Genomic DNA, 23,590 nt, shown 5'->3' on the forward strand with positions numbered 1-23,590 from the left:
TCTATTCATTTCTTTCAATTCATTTAATCATTTGGAATTAATATAACTATAATTAAGAGAGAGTATTGATATGTCTTCCAATCAGGATTCGTTGGCAAAACAGCAGGCTTCTATCGTGAAAATGACAGAAGAAGTAAAAAAGCTTGAACAGCAGATAAAACGAACGGCAGCAGTTGCTATTCGGGAAAGTGAAAAGGCGGGTAAATCACAAATTCGCATTATTCAGCAAATTCAGAGAGAACAGCAACGAACAGCTGAAGTACGTTTACGCAAGGAGTTGCGTGCTGAGCAGCAGATTCAGCGTGAAATCATCAAAAGTGGGAATGCTTATAAAAATTTTGCGGCCACAGCCAGTGCTGCGCAAAAACAGATTCAGAATGCTAGTAAGGCATCACGCAATAGTATTCGCGAATTAAATAAAGAGTTAGAAAAAAGCTCTAAAATTCAGAAAAATTCGGGGGTTTCAAAAAATTCCGGATGGAATACAGCTAAGTCGGCAGGTAGTGCTATTATTAAAGGTGGCAAAGCTGTATATGATGCTGTTAGTCCATCAATTGATGATGAAAAAAAATTACGTTCGGGTGTGTTACAAACTGCTGCTAAAGCTTATGTATCCGATAAAAGTAAATCAACTGAATGGATTAAAACTGAGGGTGTAAAAGAAATTCAGTCTTTGGTGAAAGGACTGGTTGCCTCAAATGGTGGGACTTCACAAGCTGCTCTAGATTTGATCAATGATATGTTGCAACAAAACATGACTCTTGATCAAGTTAAAGCCACTATTCCTTATGCCCATCGTAGTATGATAAATTCATCCACTGAAGTGGGTAAATATGATCATGAAAATACGGCTAAACTGTTTAAATCTTTTGCAGATTATGGTTTAAAAAATCAAGATTATCATCAGGTTTCTGATCATATTATTGATTCAACTAAGCAGGGTAAGTTTTCGATAGCTGAGCTTAGTGGTGAGCTACCAGAATTACTATCATCTGGAAAAAAAGCTGGGTTAACAGATATTCGTGGTATTGATTATTTGATTTCTAGTTTACAAGCTACTTCTACCCATTCTGATTCGAATGAGGATGCTGGTAAGAGTGTTAAGGCTTTGCTTGGGGCTCTGGCTGATCCTAGTCTTACAGAGAAACTGAGTCGTGTTAAAGATCCTAATTCACCAAACAGACATTTAGACTGGAATAAAATAAGAGAAGAGGGTGGCAAGCAAGGCCTAAATGATGTTCAATCTTTGCTTAAGGTTTGTACTGAAATCTTAGCTAAAGATAAAAATTATCAGAATTTAAAGCAAAAAGCCGACTCTGGAGATTTGTATTCCAGTCAGCTGATGCAGGCTAGACAAGATAAGCTTCTATCATTTATACCAGAAGAGGCGAAAGATGCTGTTCATGCTAATTTAAGTAACCAGAATCTGTTACAACCGCAAACAAAATTATTTACGCAATCTGGTGAAAGTTCATCAGATAGACATGCAGCTGTTTTAGCTGCTAATCCAGAATTTCAGCAAGAAAAAAATCATGCGCTGACAATATTGGGTAGAAGTGAGGCTGTAGAACCACTTGTTGGTTTTCAAACTAAATTAACTGAATTGTCAGCGGAGTTTCCGGTACTGACTTTAGCGGTAACTGCTTTAGCTGCAGCAGCAGGCAGTGCTGCTACTGCATTGCAAACGTTGGGTTCACTATCCGGATCTGGACAGAAAAATGATATCGAGATTGATGGTGGTGACGATTTTGATAAAAAAAGAAATAAAAACAGTAAAAACAAAGGTAGTAAAACGCCATCATCTTCTAAGACAACTTTGAAATCCAGAAAATTTCCGGCAAAAATGGCTGGTAAAGTGATGGGTCGGGGTAATTTAGCTTTATCTGCTATTGGTGGTGTAGCTAATGGAATTGCAATTGCAAATGATGACAGTTTAACTGCTGAACAGAAAAAGACCGCTCAAATAAAAAATGCATCCTCAACAACGGGAAGTATGGCTGGTGCATGGGCAGGTGGAGAGATTGGTGCGGCAATCGGCACATTTATATTTCCCGGTGTAGGTACTGTTCTAGGTGGGCTAGTTGGTGGTTTGATTGGTGGCATCGGCGGCAGTATGTTGGGCGATAAAATAGGCGATAAGGTTACCCAAACCAACGAAAATGAAAATATACATACAGCAGCAAATACATTCAGTGGACAGAGGATGTCTTCGGATTGGCATGATGCTTATGGCGTCAATCCTGCTTTGTCTAGCCAATTCAAATTGACTAGTGATAGGGAGCAGATGCTGAATGGCAATTATATGATGACATCCACAGCGATGATGATGTCGTATAAAAATATTCCTGCCAATATGCATGCTGATGAAAATCAGTTGCCTGCTGGGCAATCTGTGTTGGTACAGCAGAATGAGCAATTTCAAAATGCTTTCCAATCTATTGTACTGGAACTGGGTATACGTTTAGACAAAATAGCTACCATACTTTCGAGTCAGCAACAGGTTATACAGAATAATGTAACTTTGACGCTGGATGGGAGAGTAATCAGTAATATAGTTTCACGTAATCAAGTGGAAATGTATAACCGAGGGGGAGCACAATAATGACTATGTGGAAAAATAATCTGCAAAAAGCCAGTTATAAAAATATTGCTTTTGATGTCATTTCTATTAATGATAAAAATGAAAAATCGCTGGTAAGACATGGCCGACCTTTCGCCAATGGCTCTGATATTGAAGACTTGGGTGCACAAGGGCGGCAATGTCAGATTGCGGCTGTTTACTTTGGTTCAAGTTTTGATTCGCAGTTGATCAAGCTTCTTACCGTGCTTGAAGAACCTAGTGCTGGTACGCTGGTTCATCCGGTTTTGGGTTTGTTGCCCAATATGATTGCTGCCAGCTGGTCTTTTCGTACTGAGGCTGAAGCAGTTAATTATGTTGCACTGGATATAACGTTTTTTGAAGCCAAAGAATCAGCACCATTATTTTTATTTGAAAATCAATGGCTGGTCAAATTAGAACAGATTCAGAATTCTCTTGATCAGTTTACGCAGCAGTTATTGGCATATAGCAACGTATTGTTAACGGTACGTGAGGGGGGGGCCTCTATTTGGGGGAGTAGTAATGGTGTGTTTGCTGCTTTATGTGGGGTAGCTGGGAGTGTGAGACGTTTTTTTGATCTTGATCCTTTGCTCTATCAGACTTCTAAAAATTATTCTTCAATTACTTTTAGTCAGGATGTCAGGGGACTAATTGATACTATGTCCAGTATGGTGTGTTCTGGTTTGAATAACGAAAGTAATTTCGGTACAGGTAGTTTAAGCAGCAGACAAGCTTTTGATTTGATAGGTAATCGTGTAGATATTTTGAACCAATTGCCAGAAAATATTCTTCATAATCAGAATGCGCAGGAATCTCAGGAGGCAGCTATTAATCATGTACAAAGAATTGCGGAAATTCAGATGAAACCGGTTGCTCAGATTCTACAATTTCTGAGTACTGTGTATTTGGTTCAGATTACAGTTAATATCATTGAAATAAATAGTGATCATGTTACAGCTAATGAGCTGCAACTTATTAATAATAATTTACGGCTACGTATACAAGGTTTAATTAATAGTTTACGTGGAACTTATGATTATGCTGAAAATATAAAAAGTATTAATGCTGCTGCTTTTTATACGCAGACGACAATTTTAATACAGATGCTGGCCAATATAGCTGCTCAGTTTAATGATTATATTTTGTCTGTCATTAATCAAAAGCCACCTATGCGTACACGTAAAGCCGAAATAAGTGGAACGATTCATCAATTGGCTTATTTACTTTACCAAGATTTAAACCGGGCTAGTGAGTTGATGCGTCTCAATCCTCATTTGTGCCACCCTTCTTTCATTAAGCGTAATGACTGGATTAATTATTATGTTAAATGAAAGTGATTTGGTACCTTATCCTTATGGTAATGAAGTGGTGGTGCGGGTTGGCGGTAAAGAACATAAAGATTGGCTTAGTTATGATATTGACAGTGACTTTTTGATACCGGCAGATGCGTTCAGTTTTGTTACTAATGTGTCACAAAATCAGGCTTTATTAGCGGATTATAGTTCTTTGCAATGTGAGGTGTTGATTAATCAGCAGCTGGTGATGACAGGTATTATTGGCCATCAGAATGAAGTGATAGATAAAAATAATCACAGTATCGCTTTTAATGGCCGCGACCTTGCCGGATTACTGGTTGATTGCAGTGTGGCACAAATTAATGTCAAAGGAATGAATGTCTTAAGTGCTGCACAAAAAATTGTCAAACCATGGCCGCAGATTAAAAATGTGGTTTTAAAAGCAGAAAAGAATCCGGTATTGGACAAGATTGACATAGAGCCGGGGGAAACGGCTTGGCAGGCGCTGAGCAAAATTGCCTATAAAGTTGGGTTGCATGTCTGGCTTGAACCCGATGGTACGCTGGTAGTTGGAGGGGCCGATTATGCTAGCCAGCCTGTAGCTTCATTGTGTCATAGTAAAAATGACAATCGGCGTAATATTCAAAGTATTGAAATTGAGTACAGTACGGAAAATCGCTATTCGGAAGTAACTTTTCTTGGACAAAGCCATACACGCTATGCCAACTCATCTAAGCATGATCTGAAATGGGTATATAAAGATGAAACCATGACGTTATATAAACCTAAAACGGTTGTCATTGGTGATGCTGAAAATCTGGAACAGCTCAAAGTTCAGGCTAAGAAAATGCTTTCTGACTGGCGCCTTGAAGGTTTTACCTTAACTGTTACTGTTGCTGATCATAAAACCCAAAATGGTGTTTTATGGAAACCCGGGCAAAGGGTGCATGTTATCGATGAAGATCAACAGATAGATGCTATTTTTTTTATCATGGGACGTCGGTTTTCTCTTAGCCGCAGCGGAGGAACGATGACAGAACTTCGCTTAAAAGAAGATGGAATTTGGACTCCGGATGCTTATGTGAAAAAGTCTGCTGCTGCACGTTCGCGCAAAGGTAAACGTAAAGGGGTGACTAACCGGCAAGTTAATCAATTGAAACGTTAGTAATGCGTTGAAATAAATTTATAACAATAATGGGTGTATTAAATGAGTTATGTTGCAAAATTAGTTAATAAAACCCGGACAACCATTTCTAATACAACTAGTTCTGTGCGGCAGGCTTTTCGAGGCAGGTTGACACGTGTCAATGCTACTGAGCCGATTCAATCTGCACAAATTTCTGCTCTAGCTGATGAGTTGTTACAGGATGTGGAGCATATGCAGCAATTCGGTTTTACCAGTAATCCGCCGGTTGGTTCTGAAGCTATTATTTTACCGCTAAGCGGACAAACCACCCATGGCATTATTATTGGAACTGAGCATGGGGCATATCGTATAAAAGCTTTGGCTTCTGGTGAGGTGGCTGTTTATAACCAGTCTGGCGCATCTATTACATTAAAAAATGGCAGATTGATAGAAATTGACTGTGAGACTTTGAATATTAAGGCTCCAGCTGGTGTGAAAATTGAAGCAGCTGCCGGGATTAGTATTGATGCTCAGGCTGGTGTGGATATTACTGCTTGTAATGTTAGTTGTTCTCAGGAAATTACTGCTGCGGGCCAGATTAATGGAAATGGCGGATTGGAAATTAAAGGGGGGCAGGGTGCAACCTTTTCTGGCAATGTTGTTCAAACTGAAGGCAGCTTTACTACGGTAGGTGATGTTAAAGCTGATGGTATCAGTCTGACTGAACATGATCATACTGTAAGTGTAGGCAAACCTGTCTGAAATCTGCTGAAGCTGTTCAGCTTTATTTTAATGCTGTAACCAAAGTAAATTATAAAAATATATAAATGGAATGATTTATGGACAGAGAAATTAATACCCGAAATGGTGATTACAGCGGACAAACCATCAATAATCTGCAAAACGCTGTTTATCTGCGTCTGATGACGCCGTTGGGCAGCTATTGGGGAGATAAAAAATTGGGTTCGTTGCTTTATACATTGGAGCGTGAGAAAGATGTGCAATCTGTTAGCTTACTTGCTCAACAGTATGCACAGCAAGCATTACAGCCCATTATTGATGATGGACGTGCAACAGATATTTTTGTGGCAACTTTGCAGACACATAATGGCCAGCTTCATTTGAATATACAGGTAACGGAGATGACAGGAGAAAAATTTATATTTGAATGTCCGGTTAAAGTAATCTGAAAGAATAATTAAATGGATTTTAAATATGCATAATATTCCTACCTTTGAAGAGATCCGTCAGGCTATTTTGCGTGATATGGTTTCATTAAATCCAGAAACAGATGTTTCTTCAGATAGTGATAATTATATACGTGCTAGTAGTTTGGCCAGTTGTGCCACTGGTCAGTATGCCCATCAAGCATGGATATTAAAACAGTTTTTTCCAGATACAGCAGATACAGATTTTCTGGAAAGACATTGTAATCTGCGTGGCATACGCCGTAAAAATGCGACTTCGGCCATTGGTACTGTTATCGCACATGGTATTCCGCAATCATCAATTGATGCTGATTTGCAAATTAAATGTGGAGAACATTTATATACGGTTTTGGAAAAAGCTTACATTAAAGAAGATGGTACTGTTGTTTTGAGCATACGATCGCTTGAGCCTGGTGTCATATCAAATCAACATAATAAGACAGCACAGTTTATGGCTGCTCCTGTGGGTGTATCCAGTGATCTGGAAAACCTTGATGTGACTGGTGGTACTGATGTTGAAAGTGACAATTCTTTATTAAATCGTTTGCTTGATTTATTGCGTCGTCCACCGGCCGGAGGTAATCAATATGATTATAAAGCTTGGGCTTTGAGTGTGGATGGGGTGACCAGTGCTTATGTTTATCCCTTACGCCGCGGATTAGGTACGGTCGATGTGGTTATTACCAGTGGTGATAATGTACCCAGTGATGACATAGTTAGCAAAGTACAAAATTATATTGATTCTGTGCGACCTGTTACTGCTAAAAACAGTATGGTAATCAAACCTGATGTAACCAAGGTAGACATAGTAGTGAAAGTAAGCCTGTCGGGAGGGGCTTTTGACAAAGCTGCTAACGATATTAAACAAGCACTACAAGAACATTTCAGCGCGTTAAAACCCGGGGATAGTGTGATTGCCTCTCAGCTGGAGGCGGTAATCAGTGATGTAACAAGCGTTATAGACCGAAAAATGACTTTGCCTAAGGGTAATCTGGTGGCTGAAACAAACAAAAAAATAGAGTGGTTTATGCTTGGTGAGGTTGATGTGGGCTTGCTATGAATTACAAAGATACCTTATTAGGATTATTACCTCCAGTCGCTTACAACCGTACGGCTTCCTCAATCAGAAATGCAGCCGCCGTTGATGGTGCTTGTCTGGATGAAGTCCAGAATGCGGCACGCCGCAAGCTTGGCGTTATTGACCCGCGTACGTCTGGTAACTACATCGTACGCTGGGAGGAAATGCTCAATCTAGAGAGTACTGGGAAGAATGGTCAACAACGAATACAAGCGGTTATCACGAAAATCAACGAAACAGGCGGCTTGAGTATTCCCTATTTTATGCAAATGGCTGCATCCATTGGTTATGACATTTCTATAACAGAGCCACAGCCTTTTCGAGTCGGTATTAGTCGAGTAGGCCACAGGCTGGCACGTGAAGACATTATGTGGGTATGGTGGGTAAATATCAAAAATGCAGACAGTCGTGCAACTCGATTCCGTGCAGGTATGTCTACTGCCGGTGACAGATTAACAGCATATGGTGATGTCGTAATTGAAAGTGTATTAAAAAATTTAAAACCGGCATTTACTGATATACGTTTTACATATAAGGACAAATAAATATGTATCCTATAGATACACAAGACGGATTTTTTCACGATGGCGATGGTATTAGTGAACTGGGTACAGTTCTACCTGCTAGCTGGCTGAATCAGGTTCAGGCTGAACTAATAGCCATCCTGACCGCAGCGGGTATCAAACCGGAAAAAGCAAATCAGACACAAGTTATTACTGCAATTAAAAAATTAATAGCAGCAAATGTTCCTGCAAGTGCCACAGATAAAGTTGCCGGCATAACTAGGATTATTGATTGTCTGGATTCAGATGATGCATTGGCGGCTTTATCAGCACGGCAAGGTAAAGCATTGTTTGACGGCAAACTGGATAAAGATGGAGTAGCTAAGACTGCACTTTATGCAGCGCAAATTGCGGCGCGCAAAATCGGTGGTGTGACATTCAATGCCAAGAGTGATATTGATTTACCCGGAGTTAATATAGCAGGTAATCAAGATACTTCAGGGAATGCAGATTCAGCTACTAGACTAAAGACTGCACGATTAGTTAATGGTGTCCCTTTTGACGGTTCTAAGGACATAAATACGACACCTTCTGGCGCAATCATGTTTTTTTCCCAGAGCACGGCTCCTACCGGCTGGTTAAAAGCAAACGGTGCGGCCTTGTCACGCACAACATATGCGAATCTGTTTGCCGCTATCGGCACGATGTACGGAACAGGCGATGGTAATACGACATTTAATTTGCCGGATTTGCGTGCTGAATTTATTCGCTCGTGGGACGACGGGCGCAATATTGATGGGGGCCGGAAGTTTGGTTCATGGCAAGATAGTCAAAATCTTAGCCACATGCACAATGGCAGAACGTGGGAATCTGGAGCCCACAACCATACCGGTTGGACTCATAACAATGGCGATCACAATCATGGGATCCCAATTAGCACTAATGGCGCTGGGTCTAATTTTGAATCAAACGGCGGCAATATCGAAAGATGGGGATCTACTAATAATTCCGGTATTCACAGCCATTATTTTGTCACTGATGTCAACGGAAACCACACCCATGATTTTGCCACCGATGTGAGCGGAGGTAATGAGGCCCGACCTCGTAACATTGCGTTATTGGCTTGTATCAAAATTTAAGGATCGATGTTATGAAAAATTATCCGTTAGCAATTCCTGTTTGTCAGCTTGATGAAAACAATTTTTTTACGGGAATAACCTGCGCTGATTTAGACCCTCTTGAGGGAGGGGGTCATTATTTAATCCCACGCTTGTGTATTCAGACTGATGAGCCCGAACAAAAAAAAGGTTTTATTCCGCAATGGAATAATGGACAGTGGGAATATATAGAAGACCATCGCGGCGAAACCGTGTATTTTAAAAATACGGGTATAAAACAAATTATTGTCGCGCTTGGTAAACTACCTGATGATGTAACTACTTTTGCTCCAGCACCTTTTACTGAATGGTCAGAAGAGGCCGCCGCTTGGGTGGATGTGGTTAATGCCGATAAATTACGTCTGCAAGATAAAAAGGAAAAAGCAGGAACGATCACCCGCAGCCAGCTTTTAACTGCAATTGAATTGCAATTTGGCAAAAATAAAAAGGAATTGCTAAATATTGCTGAGCGCGAGCTAGTCGGCGACCATTTAATCAAGGTAAGAAATGTGATATCGGAAGCACAAAGTTTTACGCTGATGAATGACGATATGTGGGATTTTCTTACGCAAACGTTAAATATCAGCAACGAGCAGATTTTTGTGCTCTGGGATGAAGCGAAGAAAAACTATTAATTAAGATTCAAAATATGCGCTGGGAACTCTCGGCGCATTTTAAATTGATAAGCCTGAAAACTTAAAAGTTTGCGCCATCATGCTTTATATTCTGATTTGTTTTTTTATTTTAAAATTTTATTTAAATTTTAATTAAACGATTGACTTAATCAGTCGTTTAATTAAAAATATAACTTTGATAAATTTTGTGAACATTTTTATGAATGAATTTAAAGAATCGGAGCGGGGTGATTTAACACGCCGAGCGTTGATTGATGCTGCTATTAAAGTATTTGCCCGTGATGGCTTTCATGCGGCTAGTACACGGGAGCTTGCTAATTCAGCCAATGTGAATTTGGCACTAATTAACTACTACTTCAAAGGAAAACAAGGGCTGTATTTAGCGGCTTTTGAGGAAATTACCACCCAGATAAAAAGTGAAATAGTGCCGGTAGAAGACAAGATTCGTCTCTGTCTCGAGAAATATGATTGGTCGACATTGGATAAGGATGGAAGAAAGGAAATTCTTTTGCCCTTGTTGCTGGAGATGGCAAATACATTTTTAAAACTGCTGACCAGTGATAAAACCAAAGAGTGGGCGCAATTGATTATGCGTGAACAGCAGGAGCCTACAGCTGCTTTTGAATATGTGTTTTCAACATTTATCAGGCCCATGCTGACGCAAATTATTAGATTGATAAAAGTTTTGCGTAATACTGATGAAGAAGAGGCTGCGATGATCACTTTCAGTGTTTTTGGGTTGCTAGCTGTCTGGCGGGTGGTTCGTACTGGTATTTTGAGACGAATGAACTGGACAACAATTGGTGAAGAAGAATTGCAGAAAATATTGCCAGTTGTGCATCGCAATATCATCTCGGTGGTCTTTGCCTAAGGGAGAGGGAGCATGATTAGCAGAAAACGAATATTGACTGTTATGGTTGTCGTTATTGCTTTAATTGCGTTGTACTCAGGATGGCATTTTTATCAGGCAGCCAGACAGCCGTTGACGCTGTATGGGAATGTTGATATCCGCGAAGTTGATATGGGTTTTCGTCAGTCAGGCCGATTGTTATCTGTAAAAGTGAAAGAGGGTGATAAGGTTAAAAAAGGGCAAATATTGGCATTGCTGGATGATGTGCCTTATCGTCATGCATTAGCACAGGCTGAGGCTGAAGTGGCAAAAGCACAGGCAGAGCTGCAAAAACTTGAAGCCGGAAACAGGCAGCAGGATATAAAAGTAGCAGCTGCTGCAGTAACAAAAGCACAGGCGGTGTTGCAGCAGAGCGAAGCGGATTTAAAGCGTCAGCAGCAATTAGTCAAAGCAGGCGATGCAAGTGAAAAAATGCTCGAACAAGTACGTAGGGATCGAGATGTAGCGGTGGCTTCACTGGCTTCGGCACAGCAGACTTTATCGCTGCAAAAATCAGGTGCGAGAATTGAAGAAATTACGGCAGCGAGGGCGCAGTTGCGGGGCGCGCAAGCAGGTTTGGCACAGGCGCGTACTGCTTTAAATGATACGGTGCTACGGGCACCAGATAATGCTGTGGTGATGAGCCGAGTGCGGGAGCCGGGCAGTATGCTAAGTACGCAAGATGCAGTGTATACGCTGTCGCTGCGCAAGCCGGTATATGTTCGTGCCTATGTTGATGAACCGGCTTTGGGGAAAATTGCACAAGGGACGCGTGTTTTTATTTACACGGATTCTTCAGCTAAAGTTTATTCCGGCCAGATAGGTTTTATTTCACCGCGTGCAGAATTTACGCCTAAATCTGTTGAAACCACGGATTTGCGTACTGATTTGGTTTACCGGCTCAGAATTACTGTATTGAATGATGATGATGCGTTGAAACAGGGTATGCCGGTGACGATTCGGCTGAGCGATAAGGGAGTCTGAAATGGCGCAGAGGCCTGCGGTGGTGCTGGATAAGGTTTCGCGATGTTTTGGTGAGGTCTGGGCGCTACATGATGTTAGTGCGGTTATTTATCCCGGCCGGCTCACAGGACTGGTTGGTCCAGATGGCGCAGGAAAAACAACGCTAATGCGGCTGATGACTGGTTTGCTGGCACCTGCTAGTGGGCATATTAATATTGTTGGGCTGGATACAGTTCAGGATGCGGACAAAATTGCTTTTAATGTGGGTTATATGCCGCAGCGTTTTGGTTTGTATGAGGATTTGTCTGTACTGGAAAACATGAAGCTTTATGCTAGATTGCGTGGTCTGAATGCGCAGGAAAGTCAGCAAACGTTCAATAAGCTGCTGGCATTTACTCGTTTGGAACCTTTTTCGCAGCGTCTTGCAGGACAGCTTTCCGGTGGGATGAAACAGAAGCTGGGATTGGCCTGTGCGATGATGGCTGCCCCTGATGTTTTATTGCTGGACGAACCTGGTGTTGGTGTAGACCCCTTAAGCCGGCAGGATTTGTGGCAGATGGTGGCAAAGCTGACTGGTGACGGGGTCGCTGTGGTATGGGCAACAGCCTATTTGGATGAGGCAGAGAAGTGTGATTCGGTGCTGCTGCTAAATGAAGGCAAACTGGTATTTGATGGTAGACCGTCAGACTTGACGGCCAGACTACAGGGGAGAAGTTTTGGATTAAATGGTTTTAATGAAAACCGGCGGTCTCTTTTGAGTAGGGCATTGAATTTGGATAGTGTCTGTGATGGCACAATTCAAGGGACTTCTTTACGACTGGTTCTCAGACACGGTCATGATGCGAGAGAAATTGAGGCGCTGGCTGCGGACACAGGGGGCTCGATCCGTCCTTTAGCGCCCCGATTTGAAGATGCGTTTATTGATTTACTTGGTGGAGGTCCGAAAGGGACGTCGGCACTGGCAGCAAAGATGTCTTCTTTTCCTAATTTACCCACGGCCGCTGTGGAATGTATTCATCTAACTAAAAAATTTGGGGATTTTATAGCCACCTATGATTCCAGCTTTCAGGTAAAACAAGGTGAGATTTTCGGGTTGCTCGGTCCCAATGGAGCAGGTAAATCCACCACATTTAAAATGTTGTGTGGTTTGTTGCGTCCGAGCAGTGGACAGGCGCATGTGGCCGGACTGGATCTACGCCATGCTACTAAAAAAGCCAAGTTGCAACTGGGCTATATGGCGCAGAAGTTTTCACTTTATGGCTTGCTGAATGTGGAGCAAAACCTGAATTTATTTGCTGGTATGTATGGTTTAAGTGGGTGCACCAAGCAGCAGAGCATTGAGGAAATGATTCAGATTTTTCAGCTGACACCTTATCTCAGACATTCACCTGATGAGTTGCCTTTAGGTTTCAAACAGCGGCTGGCATTGGCTTGTGCGCTGATGCATCGTCCGCCGGTTTTATTTCTGGATGAGCCCACTTCTGGTGTAGATCCAATTACGCGTCGGGAATTCTGGATTCATATTAACGGAATGGTGCAGAAAGGGATGACGGTGATGGTAACGACGCATTTTATGGATGAGGCAGAATATTGTGACCGTGTGGCTCTGATGTATCAAGGACGGTTGATTGCTTTGGATACACCCGACCGGTTGAAAGAAAAGGTACGTACAAGTGCAGGAGAGGAACCAACGATGGAGCAGGCATTTATCCGATTGATTGATGCGGCGGATTGTGCAAACTCTGCTGAACGTAATCGCTGCACGGAGGCCGTATGAAGCAGGGGAAAAGTGCTGTTAAGAACCGTCTTGGTGCACTTATTTATAAAGAAAGCCTACAAATTGTACGCGACCCTTCGGCAATATTCGTCGCTTTTGTATTGCCGGTTATTTTGTTGCTGCTGTTTGCTTTTGCTGTTTCGCTGGATGTGCGTAAAGTGCCGGTAGGTGTGGTACTAAGCTCAGATACGCCGACGGCACAATCTCTGGCAGCAGCTTTTTCTGGTTCACGTTACTTTACTGTTTTGCCTATGCGCCATACTCAGGAGGCAAAAGCAGCAATCATAGCCAGTAAAATTAGAGGTTATGTTGTGATTCCTGCTGACGTAGAAACTCGTTTACATAGCCGTACTAATGATCCGCTGATTCAAGTGATTGCCGATGGGTCGCAACCTAATACCGCAAATTTTGTTACAGCTTATGCGCAAGGGATTACTTCGCTGTGGTTAGCTCAGCATGGTCAGAGTGCTGTTTCATCGGTATCAGTCCAGCCTCGTTTCTGGTTTAACGCAGAACTGGAAAGCCGGCGTTCACTAATTCCGGGTTCTATTGCCATTATTATGACTATGATTGGTACGCTTTTGACGGCGCTGGTGGTGGCCAGAGAGTGGGAGCGTGGAACGATGGAAGGATTGCTATCTACCCCCGCTACGATTACGGAAATACTGCTGGGCAAATTGTTGCCTTATTTTGTGCTGGGTATGCTGGCAACGCTTGGTTCGGCGCTACTGGCCGTATTTGCTTTCGATGTGCCGCTCAGGGGTAGTTGGCTGGTGCTGATGATGCTGGCTGCAGTGTTTTTGATTCCGGCTCTGGGACAGGGGCTGGTGATATCGATATTAGCTAAAAATCAGTTTATTGCCGCGCAGTTGGCTGCTTTCACGGGTTTTTTGCCGGCGTTTATGTTGTCCGGTTTCCTATTTGAAATAGACAGTATGCCATGGCCGATCCGGTTGATCACTCATATTATTCCAACGCGTTATTTTGTTGAGGCACTGCAAACGGTTTTTCTGGTAGGCAACGTTTGGTCGCTCTTATTGACCGATATGCTAGCCATGCTATTAATCGGGGCACTGTTGTTTGTTCTGGCACGAGCAAAATGTCATAAAAGTCTGGAGGGATAATGATGCTGTTTTCGCTTCAATTGCGCGCCCAGATTATCAAGGAAATTCTGTGCTTGCTGCGTGACAAAAGGGCGCGATTTATTCTGATTGTGCCGCCGATTATGCAGTTAATGATTTTTTCTTTCGCGATTACTCTGGATGTGCGCAATGTCACAGTATCGGTTTATAACCGTGACAATGGTTATTGGTCGCAGGAGCTGGTGCGAACCATAGAACATGCTGGTTTTGTAAAAAAGGTGCTGGTGACAGACAATCCGTCTTCGTTGCATGCCGATATAGACCGAAAACAGGTGTTGTTGGCGATTTCTATTCCAGAAGATTTTTCTCGCGATATTGCTGCCGGTCAACCAGCTAGTTTGCAGGTGATTATAGATGGACGTCGTGCCAATGCCGGCCAGATTGCCTATTCTTATATTGAGAGAATAGTCCAGAATATGGGCGTGCAGGCACAGAAGACGGAACGGATTGCGGCTAGAAATTTCTTTAATCCGAATTTGATTTATCGTTGGTTTGTTGTACCAGCATTATCTGGCATTCTGATATTTGTGATTGCGCTTATGACGGCTGCACTATCGATTGCGCGTGAGCGGGAGCTGGGCACCTTTGATCAGCTTCTGGTTTCGCCTTGTACGCCGGCTGAAATCATCATTGCTAAATGTGTTCCCGGTTTCATTATCAGTATTCTGTTGTCTTTAATGATGATTCTAGCGGCAGTGTTGATTTTCGGCATTCCGTTTACTGGTTCATTGCTGCTGTTACTGATAGCGATGATGGTATTCATTGTTTCCATTATCGGCATCGGACTGGCCATATCAGCTTTTTGTTCCACGCAACAGCAGGCAATTTTAGGAGTGTTTGGGGTCATGATACCGATGGTAATGATGTCTGGATTTGCCACGCCGGTGGAAAATATGCCGCAGGTGCTGCAATGGCTGGCAGAGCTGATGCCGTTTAAACATTATCTCATCATACTGCATGGTGTGTTTCTTAAAAATATGCCAGCAAAGGAGATTTTACATAATACGTGGCCGATGCTCTTGATTGGCTGTGTAACACTGAGTATTGCGATTATTTCAGTACGGAAAAAATTAACATGAATAGATTGCGCTTATCCGTTTTGTTTTCTAGTACTTTATTACTCTGTGCCTGTATCAGTGCACCGCATTATCAGGAACCACCCGCTGTCCAGATGCCCAAGCAATGGACGTTGTCTGAAAAAGATAATGAACCGGCAGAGGCTCTGGATCAATGGTGGCAAAATTTTCATGATCCGGTACTTGATCGGCTGATAAGTGAGGGGCTGGCCAATAATCATGATATCCGCCATGCGGTACTCAAAATCGAAGAAGCGCGTGCGGTACTGGCTGGTACGCGCAGTGGCTTTTGGCCGACAGCGGATGCAGAAGGACGTAGTACACGTAGTCGCAACAGTGACAGCGTTAGCTTACCCAATCAGCACTATCAAACACGAAATTATGTGGGTACCGCTATTACATGGGAAATTGATTTGTTTGGGCGTGTGCGTAATAGTGTAGCTGCGGATACGGCACGTTATGAGCAGCTACAGGAAGATGCTGATGCCATTAGACTGAGCGTGGCTTCAGAAATTGTGCGCAGTTATTTTGATATGAGAAGTGCGCAGGCTCAATTACAAGCACAAGAAAGTATTTTGGGGGCACTGCGTGGGACACGTAAAATTGTGTTGCGGCGAGTGCAGGCCGGAGATTTGGCTCAAATAGAACTTCAGAATATCGATGCACGCCTATTGTCTGCTCAGGCGGCTATTCCAGAAATACAAGCCCGCATCCGTGCCGAAGCATTAGCGCTAAGTATTCTGACCGGTGGTCAGCCAAATAAGGAGTTATTCCTGGTCAGCACAGCTATTCCAATACGCTCTTTGCCGGCTATTCCGGCAGGTAGTCCAGCAGATATTTTGCGTAGGCGGCCGGATATCCGTGCTGCTGAGCGTCAACTAGCAGCCAGCAATGCTGAGGTGGGGGTGGCGGTTGCCGCACAGTTTCCGCAACTCACCATTAATGCCAATGGTGGTTTTGATGCTTTATCACCAGTTAAATTAGTCCGCTCATCTAATGAAAGCTGGTCAGTATTTCCGTTTATTTCATGGCGGGTTATGGATGGTGGCAAAATCAGAGCAGAAATACATGCAGCGCAGGCAAGACAGAAAATTGCGGCAGTGGATTATGAGCAAACAGTGCTGAAAGCGTTGAATGAATCTGAAACTGCGATGAGTAATTATCATTATTATCAGCAATCCGTGGCGCAGTGGACGGAAGCAGCTGTACAGGCGCAGCAAGTTTTCCGCAGCCAGCAGCGGCGCTTCAGTGCCGGCGATATATCTATGGCAGATGTACTCGAAGCACAACGGCAGTATGCCGAGGCACAGTACTCACTTGCACTGGTTCAAGGTAAAGCCAGCAGTGCCATGGTAGATGTGGTCAAGGCACTCGGCGGAGGCATTTGAGCATGCAGATCTAATTACTGCCCGCTAAAAATAGCGTTATCTAAGTGGCAAGTGGAGTACACGTGTAGAGGCTTAACACAAAAATTTTGTTAACGTCGAGCCAATATTGCGGTAGATAAGTATTCTTTTATGCCGCTGGCAATGGAGCTGGCCACTTTCTGACGGAAATCACTGGTGGATAGTAAACGTTCTTCAGTTGGATTGGAAATAAAAGCAGTTTCAACCAGTATTGATGGTATATCCGGTGCTTTTAAGACGGCAAAATTTGCCTGATCAACACTACCTTTGTGAAGATTATTGATTCGGCTTAATTGATTTAAAACATCCTTTCCTAGTTTTAGGCTGTCGTTAATAGTGGCTGTCTGGGTAAGGTCAAACAAGGTATTGTTGACATTTTTATCAGTAGAATAATTTACCCCGCCGATTGAGTCGGCCGCATTCTGCGTCTGCGCCAGATATTTGGCTGCTGCACTGGTGGCGCCTTTGGGGCTAAGGGCATAAACCCCTGTACCTTTGGCAGATGGATTGGTAAAGGCATCGGCATGAACGGATACAAACACATCAGCTTGCAGTTTACGTGCTTTGGCTACACGTACTCCTAACGGAATAAAAATATCTTCGTTGCGAGTCATATAGGTTTTATAACCATATGAATCGAGTATTTTTTTTATTTCTCTACCGATAGCGAGTACCACATCCTTTTCATGCAGCCCAGATGGGCCGGTTGCTCCGGGATCTTCACCACCATGTCCTGGGTCAATCATGATAACCGGCTGGCGGTTAAGCTTGTTTGGTTTGCCGGGCTGTGCTGGCTGATTAGTCACCGGCGGTTTGATTACAGGTGTTTTTTGTACCGGCGGCGTGGAGGCAGTGGCCTGCGGACGGGTTGTGCCATCGCTATTGACCTTGCCGTGGCTGTAGTCTTGTAACAGTGCCATTAATGGGTCGTTTTTTTCCTGTTCCATGGCCACTGTAGCGGTAGGATATAAATCCACGACCAGACGATTTTTGAAATTGGCCACTGGCGCCAGCGAAAACACTTGCGGATTAACGGTGGTTTTCAAATCCATCACGATACGGATGGTTTCAGGATTAAACTGACCGATACGGACACTGGCAATATACGGATCCATCGGAATCACTTTGCTGCTCAGCTCCCGCAATACCTGATTGGTGGCCGAACCTTGAATATCAATGACCAATCTGTCCGGATTTTTTAACTGAAAATACTTGAACTGGATAGGTGTGGTAGATTCCAAGGTCATTCTGGTATAGGCTGTGGCCGGCCAGATACGAGAAGCCACGATGTCGGCACCGGCCTGAGCGGCACGGGCAAATGGAGTAAGGCTAATTAAAAGCGAACCGGTGGAAGCAATCAATAATTTCCGGCGGCTAATGTGAATAGGCATGGTTATTCTGTAATCTTGTTTAGAGTGTGTTTTCCAGTGGACGTGAGGGCGCTCATTCGTACTGTACGGCCATTTTCGTTTATTCTAATATTTAAAATAATGTCTGCTGGCGGAGCCAGATCACCGCCAAGCTGCGGCCATTCAATCAGAACAACGCTGTCTGAAGTAATTAGTTCGTCTAGTCCTGCGTCCAGCCATTCTTCAGGGCTTTGAAATCGGTATAAGTCAAAGTGATGCAAATCAAATCGATTGAAGGAATAAGTTTCGACAATATTATATGTAGGGCTCTTCACTGCACCCTGATGACCCAGTGCACTGAGCAGACCGCGGGTAAAAGTGGTTTTGCCTGCACCTAGATCTCCCTCCAGCCAGATGATTAATGGCGGGCTAATATGCTGAGCAAAACGGCTGCCCAAGTGTAGGGTATCGTTTTCATCGGCCAGAACAGTTTCTTGGATGTGAGAGGCAGACATGATGAGTTTAGATAAATAAAACGGGTTTATTATGCGATAAAGTTTGTAAGAGTGAAAGTAGTAAAGTTTAGCAGTTTTGTGATTTTGCCAAATTGATTCCGAATTTTTACTACGCCTATGATAGCTCTGCTGTAAGTATAAGCGCGGGTCAATGTTATAATTACCTTAATTAAAGGGTCTGTACCGGTTCAGGGCACGGTGTGCTGAATGGTTTAGGCTACAGATGAAGAGACTGATGACAGCAATTGAACAGCGCCCGATAGGCGTATTTGATTCCGGGGTAGGCGGCCTGACAGTGGTACGGGCGTTAATGGAACGACTGCCCAATGAAAATATTATTTATTTCGGGGATACGGCACGAGTACCGTATGGGGTGAAGTCCAGACACACCATCGAAGCCTATACCGAACAGATTGTTTCGTTTTTGCTAGAGCATGATGTGAAGGCGCTAGTGGTGGCCTGCAATACCATAGCGGCAGTAGCACGTGACAGAATCCGGCAGTTGGCCGGCAGTATGCCGGTACTGGATGTGATAGCTGCCGGTGCGCAGGCAGCACTGAATAGCACGCGCAATAATCATATCGGCGTGATTGCTACCAGTACCACTGTTAACAGCAATGCCTATGCACGGGCGATTCACAAGCAAAACCCGCAAACACGGGTTTTCTCACAGGCCTGTCCCTTGTTGGTACCACTGGTGGAAGAGGGCTGGCTAGATCATGAAGTCACTCGCTTGACTGCACGCGAATATCTAAAACCGATACTGGCTGAAGATGTGGATACACTGGTATTGGGCTGTACACATTATCCTTTACTCAAACCCTTAATTCGACAGGAAGCACCGGGACTAAAATTGGTTGATTCAGCCATTACTACTGCAGAAGCCACGGCGTTAGCACTGGAAGAAAATCAGCTGGCCAATCCAGATCATACCGGCGCGCAATACAGGTTTTATGTCAGTGATATTCCCTTGCGCTTTCAGACTATCGGAGAACGGTTTCTCGGTCGCAGTTTGGAGCTGCTGGAAATGGTGTCTTTGGGGTAAAACTTCAGCAAGAGGGAAAAACTGACATGATGAAAAGAATTGTGATTCTGATTTCCGGACGTGGCAGCAATATGCAAGCCTTAGTAAAATCTAATATTGCACAGGCGGAAATTGTGGCTGTTATCAGTAATCAGAGTGATGCAGCAGGTTTGGCATGGGCGGCTGAGCATGGTTTGGCAACTGAAGCCCTAAATCATCGAGACTATGAAGGCCGAGACGCATTTGACAGGGCACTGATGGAGCGTATTGATACGTATCAGCCCGACCTTGTAGTTTTAGCTGGCTTTATGAGGATCTTAACGCCGGCATTTTGCATGCATTATGCGGGCCGGCTGATAAACATCCATCCCTCTTTGCTGCCTGCTTTTCCCGGACTGCATACGCATCAGCGGGCATTGGAGAGTGGTTGCCGCGTGGCTGGCTGCACCATTCATTTTGTTACAGCTGAACTGGATTGTGGGCCAATTATTGCACAGGGTGTCGTTCCCGTTCTGGATGGCGATACAGCTGAAATTCTGGCTCAGCGCGTGCTACGGATTGAACATCAGCTCTTGCCGCAGGCAGTGGCCGATTTTGTTGCAGGCAATCTGGTAATACAAGGTAACAGAGTAAACAGATTGGAAGCTGGTATAACTGATGGTTTGGTCTGCTTAAAAAATTGATTGGTGTACGTGGCGTATGAAATTGAAATTGTGGGCGAAAATAGTGATGGTTTGGGCTGGTTTAATGCTGGCTTCTATAATTCATGCGGGAGAATTGCCGCAGCGGGCACAATTACAGTTTGTTGACAATAATGGTCTGTCAGTCAATATGGATTTTGAGCAAAAAGGTGGGAAGTTTCAGATTAGCACTGATCTCAGCTTGCTGATTTACCAAATGCAGTTTGTCTCTAGCGGTACGTTAAGCGGGACAATGCTCAATCCGCTTACCTACACAGACAGTCGTTTTGGTAAACTCTACGCTCAGGCACGGTTTAACGGGCAGAGTGTGAATTATGGCAGGGTATCTGATACCAGCAGACATCTAGCAGTAAATGGACCAGTGTATGATATGTTTGCATTGGCCTGGCAGCTTGGCTTTAATCAGGGAAAACTTCCGGTAAATACGTATTTAACCAATGGCAAGAAAGTATACCCGCTGGATGCGGTTAAAAATCTGGGCTCCGCTCAGATAATGGTTAATGGGCAGCACATCGAAATCAGCCAATACAGCATCAGTCGTGGTGATGATCGGGTGGAATATGCATTTGCACCGCAGCTGAACAATATTCCGGTACGCATCAGTTATATGGACAATGGTAAAGTATACACATTGCAGCTGAAGGCTGGCCAGATAAACGGAAAAGCTATTTAAACAATTATGATCAATGCACAACAACTAGATTTAACCACTTCCGCATTAGCGCAGGTGTTAACATTCCGCCAGCCGGCAGATGTCGTGCTGTCATCTTTTTTCCGCCGTGAGCGCAAACTTGGTGTTCGTGACCGGCAAGAAATAGCTGAAACGGTATTCGCCACCATCCGGCATTTACAGAAAATCCAGCAGATGTTGCCAAAACCGCATAATAAGCCTCGGCGTGCGGCACTGGCTGCGCTGGTTTTAGGCCGAGGCCTCAGTGTTCATGCGGTAGAGACTTTATGCGATGCCGATGAGAAAGATTGGCTGGTAGAGCTAAAAGCGCACAAATCTGAATTTGCTAGTACGCTCACCACAGCAGCAGAATTGCCGCAATGGATGATCGAATGCCTCCAGCAGCAGGATTGGGATGATGAGCAAATTGTTGCTTATGGCCGCAGTGTCATGCAATCAGCACCGCTGGATGTACGGGTCAATACCCTGAAAGGTAAACGTGATAAAATTTTGGCTGCGCTACAGGCTGAAGGTCTGCGTGCAGAAGCCACCCCTTATTCACCGTGGGGGATTCGTTTTCCCGATAAGCCGGCTTTAAACCGTCACCCACTGTTTCTGGATGGTGTACTGGAAGTTCAGGATGAAGGCAGCCAGTTGCTGGCACTACTAACCGGTGTAAAACGCGGACAGATTGCTGTAGATTTTTGTGCCGGCGCTGGTGGTAAAACACTGGCTATGGGCGCAATGATGGCCGGTAGCGGACGATTGTATGCTTTAGATGTGGCAGAAAAAAGGCTGGCTAATCTTAAACCGCGCATGGTGCGCGCTGGATTAACCAACATTCATCCACAGCGTATCGATAATGAGCACGATGCCCGCATTGCCCGTCTCAAAGCGAAGGCAGATTGCGTGCTGGTGGATGCACCCTGCTCAGGTCTGGGAACTTTACGCCGCAATCCTGATTTAAAATATCGCCAGAACAGTGACAATGTTGCTGCATTGCAGCAACAGCAGCAATCTATACTACAAGCAGCTTCAGCGTTGGTACGTCCCGGCGGCCGGCTAGTATATGCCACATGCAGTATTCTTGAGGCAGAAAACCAGCAACAGTTGAATGATTTTCTGGCGGCCAATAACGGCTGGCACATCGAACCGGTGAATACGTTGCTTAAAAGCCATACGCTGTCTTCCATGCACAGTGATTATCTTCAACTATCAACCAGTGAACATCATACAGACGGCTTTTTTGCCGCTGTGCTAACACGCATTAAGTAAATGAAACAAGGAAAGTAAATGAGTACTCAGGAAAGAATTAAAAACATTGTTACCGAACATCCAGTGGTGTTGTTTATGAAAGGGACAAAACAATTCCCACAGTGTGGTTTTTCATCCCGTGCAGTACAAATTCTGCAGGCAGCTGGTTTAAAAGACTTTTATACTGTGAATGTACTCGAAGATGAAGAAATCCGTCAGGGTATAAAAGAATATGCCGACTGGCCGACCATCCCGCAGTTGTATGTGAAAGGCGAATTTGTTGGTGGTTCTGACATTATGCTGGAAATGTATGAAGCAGGAGAATTGCAGACTTTGTTGGCCTCTGTCTGACCAGAATTGGTTCAGAGGATTTCAACTAGCTGATTTCATTCAGGTGTTATAGCAATTATTTTTTGGAACAGGCTATGAATATTAATGTGATTGACCACCCGCTGGTAAAGCACAAACTGTCATTGATGCGTGAAGAGGATTGCAGTACCTATCGTTTTCGCACACTGACTAAAGAGCTGGCGCGTTTAATGGCATATGAAGCCAGCCGTGATTTTGACGTGGAAATTGTCAAAATGCAGGGCTGGTGTGGTGAGATAGATGCTTACCAAATTAAAGGTAAAACGGTAACCGTAGTGCCAATTCTGCGTGCTGGGTTGGGTATGCTCGACGGCGTATTGGATTTGATTCCAACTGCTAAAATCAGTGTGGTGGGCTTGCAGCGCGATGAAGAAACCCTCGAACCTGTACCTTATTTTGAAAAATTTGTCAGCCAGATGGATAAACGTCCGGCTCTGATTATCGATCCAATGCTGGCTACTGGTGGTTCTATGAATGCCACCATTGAGCTACTGAAGAAAAAAGGCTGTAAGGATATCAAGGCACTGGTGCTGGTAGCTGCTCCAGAAGGTGTGAAAGCCGTTAATGAGGCTCATCCCGATGTCACCATCTATGCGGCTGCTCTGGATGATCATCTGGATGAAAATGGCTACATTATTCCTGGACTAGGTGATGCCGGCGATAAGATTTTCGGTACCAAACACTGGTAATCTGAAATCGGATTCTTTCACCTGCTGACAATGGGTAAGACATGCATAAACTAAAAACAGAATACTTAGACTAAGTATTCTGTTTTTTTATGCCAAAAGAAAAAAGACTTCCGTAAACAGGGAACATTCTGTAAATTAAATCGGCGGAAATTATTATAACCAGCC

23 protein-coding genes and 1 pseudogene are annotated in these 23,590 nt (G+C 43.9%); 22 read left to right on the forward strand and 2 right to left on the reverse strand.

Annotated features, from left to right (window positions below):
* Window positions 1-70 precede the first annotated feature (70 nt).
* From BHC43_RS06880 to BHC43_RS06950, 16 genes and pseudogenes are all read left to right on the forward strand, one after another.
* Window positions 71-2,602 carry a hypothetical protein gene (locus tag BHC43_RS06880; RefSeq protein ID WP_100156899.1) on the forward strand — a complete coding sequence of 844 codons (2,532 nt, stop codon included), beginning with the start codon at window positions 71-73 and terminating at the stop codon, window positions 2,600-2,602.
* Window positions 2,602-3,930, forward strand: a complete 1,329-nt coding sequence (locus BHC43_RS06885) for a DNA circularization protein (RefSeq protein WP_100156900.1) — start codon at window positions 2,602-2,604, stop codon at window positions 3,928-3,930. Before BHC43_RS06880 ends, BHC43_RS06885 begins: the two co-directional genes overlap by 1 nt.
* On the forward strand, window positions 3,920-5,059 hold the full coding sequence (locus BHC43_RS06890; protein WP_100156901.1) for a phage baseplate assembly protein: 1,140 nt from the start codon (window positions 3,920-3,922) through the stop codon (window positions 5,057-5,059). The genes BHC43_RS06885 and BHC43_RS06890 overlap by 11 nt, the downstream gene beginning before the upstream one ends.
* A 42-nt stretch (window positions 5,060-5,101) precedes the next feature.
* Window positions 5,102-5,782, forward strand: a complete 681-nt coding sequence (locus BHC43_RS06895; protein ID WP_100156902.1) for a phage baseplate assembly protein V — start codon at window positions 5,102-5,104, stop codon at window positions 5,780-5,782.
* 77 nt (window positions 5,783-5,859) lie between these two features.
* The gene (locus BHC43_RS06900) at window positions 5,860-6,210 is read left to right on the forward strand and encodes a phage GP46 family protein (protein ID WP_100152461.1); all 351 of its coding nucleotides are present in this window, start codon (window positions 5,860-5,862) and stop codon (window positions 6,208-6,210) included.
* Window positions 6,211-6,235: 25 nt separating this feature from the next.
* On the forward strand, window positions 6,236-7,288 hold the full coding sequence (locus tag BHC43_RS06905) for a baseplate J/gp47 family protein (RefSeq protein ID WP_100156903.1): 1,053 nt from the start codon (window positions 6,236-6,238) through the stop codon (window positions 7,286-7,288).
* The gene (locus tag BHC43_RS06910; RefSeq protein WP_100156904.1) at window positions 7,285-7,851 is read left to right on the forward strand and encodes a YmfQ family protein; all 567 of its coding nucleotides are present in this window, start codon (window positions 7,285-7,287) and stop codon (window positions 7,849-7,851) included. Before BHC43_RS06905 ends, BHC43_RS06910 begins: the two co-directional genes overlap by 4 nt.
* A 2-nt stretch (window positions 7,852-7,853) precedes the next feature.
* Window positions 7,854-8,039 (forward strand): annotated as a pseudogene (locus BHC43_RS10910) (phage tail protein); the annotation flags it as partial.
* A gap of 66 nt (window positions 8,040-8,105) precedes the next feature.
* Window positions 8,106-8,948: a phage tail protein gene (locus BHC43_RS11005; RefSeq protein WP_373885597.1), complete on the forward strand. Its 843-nt coding sequence runs from the start codon at window positions 8,106-8,108 to the stop codon at window positions 8,946-8,948.
* A gap of 11 nt (window positions 8,949-8,959) precedes the next feature.
* A complete protein-coding gene (locus tag BHC43_RS06920) occupies window positions 8,960-9,601 on the forward strand; it encodes a hypothetical protein (protein WP_100156905.1) in 642 nt (213 codons plus the stop codon).
* 199 nt (window positions 9,602-9,800) lie between these two features.
* Window positions 9,801-10,472 (forward strand): CerR family C-terminal domain-containing protein, encoded by a 672-nt coding sequence (locus BHC43_RS06925; protein WP_100156906.1) that lies wholly within the window; start codon window positions 9,801-9,803, stop codon window positions 10,470-10,472.
* A gap of 12 nt (window positions 10,473-10,484) precedes the next feature.
* The gene (hlyD, locus tag BHC43_RS06930) at window positions 10,485-11,474 is read left to right on the forward strand and encodes a secretion protein HlyD (protein ID WP_100156907.1); all 990 of its coding nucleotides are present in this window, start codon (window positions 10,485-10,487) and stop codon (window positions 11,472-11,474) included.
* A gap of 1 nt (window position 11,475) precedes the next feature.
* Window positions 11,476-13,230 carry an ATP-binding cassette domain-containing protein gene (locus tag BHC43_RS06935; protein ID WP_100156908.1) on the forward strand — a complete coding sequence of 585 codons (1,755 nt, stop codon included), beginning with the start codon at window positions 11,476-11,478 and terminating at the stop codon, window positions 13,228-13,230.
* On the forward strand, window positions 13,227-14,354 hold the full coding sequence (locus tag BHC43_RS06940) for an ABC transporter permease (RefSeq protein WP_100156909.1): 1,128 nt from the start codon (window positions 13,227-13,229) through the stop codon (window positions 14,352-14,354). Before BHC43_RS06935 ends, BHC43_RS06940 begins: the two co-directional genes overlap by 4 nt.
* Window positions 14,354-15,451, forward strand: coding sequence for an ABC transporter permease (locus tag BHC43_RS06945; protein WP_100156910.1), 1,098 nt, complete (start codon window positions 14,354-14,356; stop codon window positions 15,449-15,451). The genes BHC43_RS06940 and BHC43_RS06945 overlap by 1 nt, the downstream gene beginning before the upstream one ends.
* Window positions 15,448-16,836: an efflux transporter outer membrane subunit gene (locus BHC43_RS06950; protein WP_100156911.1), complete on the forward strand. Its 1,389-nt coding sequence runs from the start codon at window positions 15,448-15,450 to the stop codon at window positions 16,834-16,836. Before BHC43_RS06945 ends, BHC43_RS06950 begins: the two co-directional genes overlap by 4 nt.
* An 89-nt stretch (window positions 16,837-16,925) precedes the next feature.
* Here BHC43_RS06950 and BHC43_RS06955 read toward each other — a convergent pair whose 3' ends face one another.
* Together BHC43_RS06955 and tsaE are read right to left on the reverse strand one after the other, a co-directional pair.
* Window positions 16,926-18,245: an N-acetylmuramoyl-L-alanine amidase gene (locus BHC43_RS06955; RefSeq protein WP_100156912.1), complete on the reverse strand. Its 1,320-nt coding sequence runs from the start codon at window positions 18,243-18,245 to the stop codon at window positions 16,926-16,928.
* 2 nt (window positions 18,246-18,247) lie between these two features.
* Complete coding sequence (gene tsaE / locus BHC43_RS06960; RefSeq protein ID WP_100156913.1) at window positions 18,248-18,718, reverse strand: tRNA (adenosine(37)-N6)-threonylcarbamoyltransferase complex ATPase subunit type 1 TsaE; 471 nt, start codon at window positions 18,716-18,718, stop codon at window positions 18,248-18,250.
* Between the two features lie 235 nt (window positions 18,719-18,953).
* On the opposite strand from tsaE, the gene murI reads away from it, so the two are divergent.
* From murI to upp, 6 genes are all read left to right on the forward strand, one after another.
* Window positions 18,954-19,763, forward strand: coding sequence for a glutamate racemase (murI, locus tag BHC43_RS06965; RefSeq protein ID WP_100156914.1), 810 nt, complete (start codon window positions 18,954-18,956; stop codon window positions 19,761-19,763).
* A 29-nt stretch (window positions 19,764-19,792) separates the two neighbouring features.
* Window positions 19,793-20,425, forward strand: a complete 633-nt coding sequence (gene purN, locus BHC43_RS06970; protein ID WP_100140236.1) for a phosphoribosylglycinamide formyltransferase — start codon at window positions 19,793-19,795, stop codon at window positions 20,423-20,425.
* Window positions 20,426-20,441: 16 nt separating this feature from the next.
* On the forward strand, window positions 20,442-21,116 hold the full coding sequence (locus tag BHC43_RS06975; protein ID WP_100156915.1) for a DUF3108 domain-containing protein: 675 nt from the start codon (window positions 20,442-20,444) through the stop codon (window positions 21,114-21,116).
* Window positions 21,117-21,125: 9 nt separating this feature from the next.
* Complete coding sequence (locus BHC43_RS06980; RefSeq protein WP_100157081.1) at window positions 21,126-22,388, forward strand: RsmB/NOP family class I SAM-dependent RNA methyltransferase; 1,263 nt, start codon at window positions 21,126-21,128, stop codon at window positions 22,386-22,388.
* Window positions 22,389-22,406: 18 nt separating this feature from the next.
* Window positions 22,407-22,718: a Grx4 family monothiol glutaredoxin gene (gene grxD, locus BHC43_RS06985; protein WP_100140078.1), complete on the forward strand. Its 312-nt coding sequence runs from the start codon at window positions 22,407-22,409 to the stop codon at window positions 22,716-22,718.
* 74 nt (window positions 22,719-22,792) lie between these two features.
* Window positions 22,793-23,425: a uracil phosphoribosyltransferase gene (gene upp / locus BHC43_RS06990; protein ID WP_100140079.1), complete on the forward strand. Its 633-nt coding sequence runs from the start codon at window positions 22,793-22,795 to the stop codon at window positions 23,423-23,425.
* The last annotated feature ends 165 nt before the right edge of the window (window positions 23,426-23,590 follow it).

It is taken from the genome of Snodgrassella alvi (genome assembly GCF_002777855.1).
GTDB lineage: Bacteria > Pseudomonadota > Gammaproteobacteria > Burkholderiales > Neisseriaceae > Snodgrassella > Snodgrassella alvi_E.

Coding starts and splice junctions, on each gene's coding strand:
- tsaE (WP_100156913.1), bottom strand. CDS start 18,718: ATGTCTGCCTCTCACATCCAAGAAACTGTTCTGGCCGATGAAAACGAT.
- grxD (WP_100140078.1), top strand. CDS start 22,407: ATGAGTACTCAGGAAAGAATTAAAAACATTGTTACCGAACATCCAGTG.
- BHC43_RS06900 (WP_100152461.1), top strand. CDS start 5,860: ATGGACAGAGAAATTAATACCCGAAATGGTGATTACAGCGGACAAACC.
- BHC43_RS06945 (WP_100156910.1), top strand. CDS start 14,354: ATGATGCTGTTTTCGCTTCAATTGCGCGCCCAGATTATCAAGGAAATT.
- BHC43_RS06885 (WP_100156900.1), top strand. CDS start 2,602: ATGACTATGTGGAAAAATAATCTGCAAAAAGCCAGTTATAAAAATATT.
- upp (WP_100140079.1), top strand. CDS start 22,793: ATGAATATTAATGTGATTGACCACCCGCTGGTAAAGCACAAACTGTCA.
- BHC43_RS06935 (WP_100156908.1), top strand. CDS start 11,476: ATGGCGCAGAGGCCTGCGGTGGTGCTGGATAAGGTTTCGCGATGTTTT.
- BHC43_RS06880 (WP_100156899.1), top strand. CDS start 71: ATGTCTTCCAATCAGGATTCGTTGGCAAAACAGCAGGCTTCTATCGTG.
- BHC43_RS06950 (WP_100156911.1), top strand. CDS start 15,448: ATGAATAGATTGCGCTTATCCGTTTTGTTTTCTAGTACTTTATTACTC.
- hlyD (WP_100156907.1), top strand. CDS start 10,485: ATGATTAGCAGAAAACGAATATTGACTGTTATGGTTGTCGTTATTGCT.
- BHC43_RS06905 (WP_100156903.1), top strand. CDS start 6,236: ATGCATAATATTCCTACCTTTGAAGAGATCCGTCAGGCTATTTTGCGT.
- BHC43_RS06895 (WP_100156902.1), top strand. CDS start 5,102: ATGAGTTATGTTGCAAAATTAGTTAATAAAACCCGGACAACCATTTCT.
- BHC43_RS06975 (WP_100156915.1), top strand. CDS start 20,442: ATGAAATTGAAATTGTGGGCGAAAATAGTGATGGTTTGGGCTGGTTTA.
- BHC43_RS06920 (WP_100156905.1), top strand. CDS start 8,960: ATGAAAAATTATCCGTTAGCAATTCCTGTTTGTCAGCTTGATGAAAAC.
- BHC43_RS06910 (WP_100156904.1), top strand. CDS start 7,285: ATGAATTACAAAGATACCTTATTAGGATTATTACCTCCAGTCGCTTAC.
- BHC43_RS06955 (WP_100156912.1), bottom strand. CDS start 18,245: ATGCCTATTCACATTAGCCGCCGGAAATTATTGATTGCTTCCACCGGT.
- BHC43_RS06890 (WP_100156901.1), top strand. CDS start 3,920: ATGTTAAATGAAAGTGATTTGGTACCTTATCCTTATGGTAATGAAGTG.
- purN (WP_100140236.1), top strand. CDS start 19,793: ATGAAAAGAATTGTGATTCTGATTTCCGGACGTGGCAGCAATATGCAA.
- BHC43_RS06925 (WP_100156906.1), top strand. CDS start 9,801: ATGAATGAATTTAAAGAATCGGAGCGGGGTGATTTAACACGCCGAGCG.
- murI (WP_100156914.1), top strand. CDS start 18,954: ATGACAGCAATTGAACAGCGCCCGATAGGCGTATTTGATTCCGGGGTA.
- BHC43_RS06940 (WP_100156909.1), top strand. CDS start 13,227: ATGAAGCAGGGGAAAAGTGCTGTTAAGAACCGTCTTGGTGCACTTATT.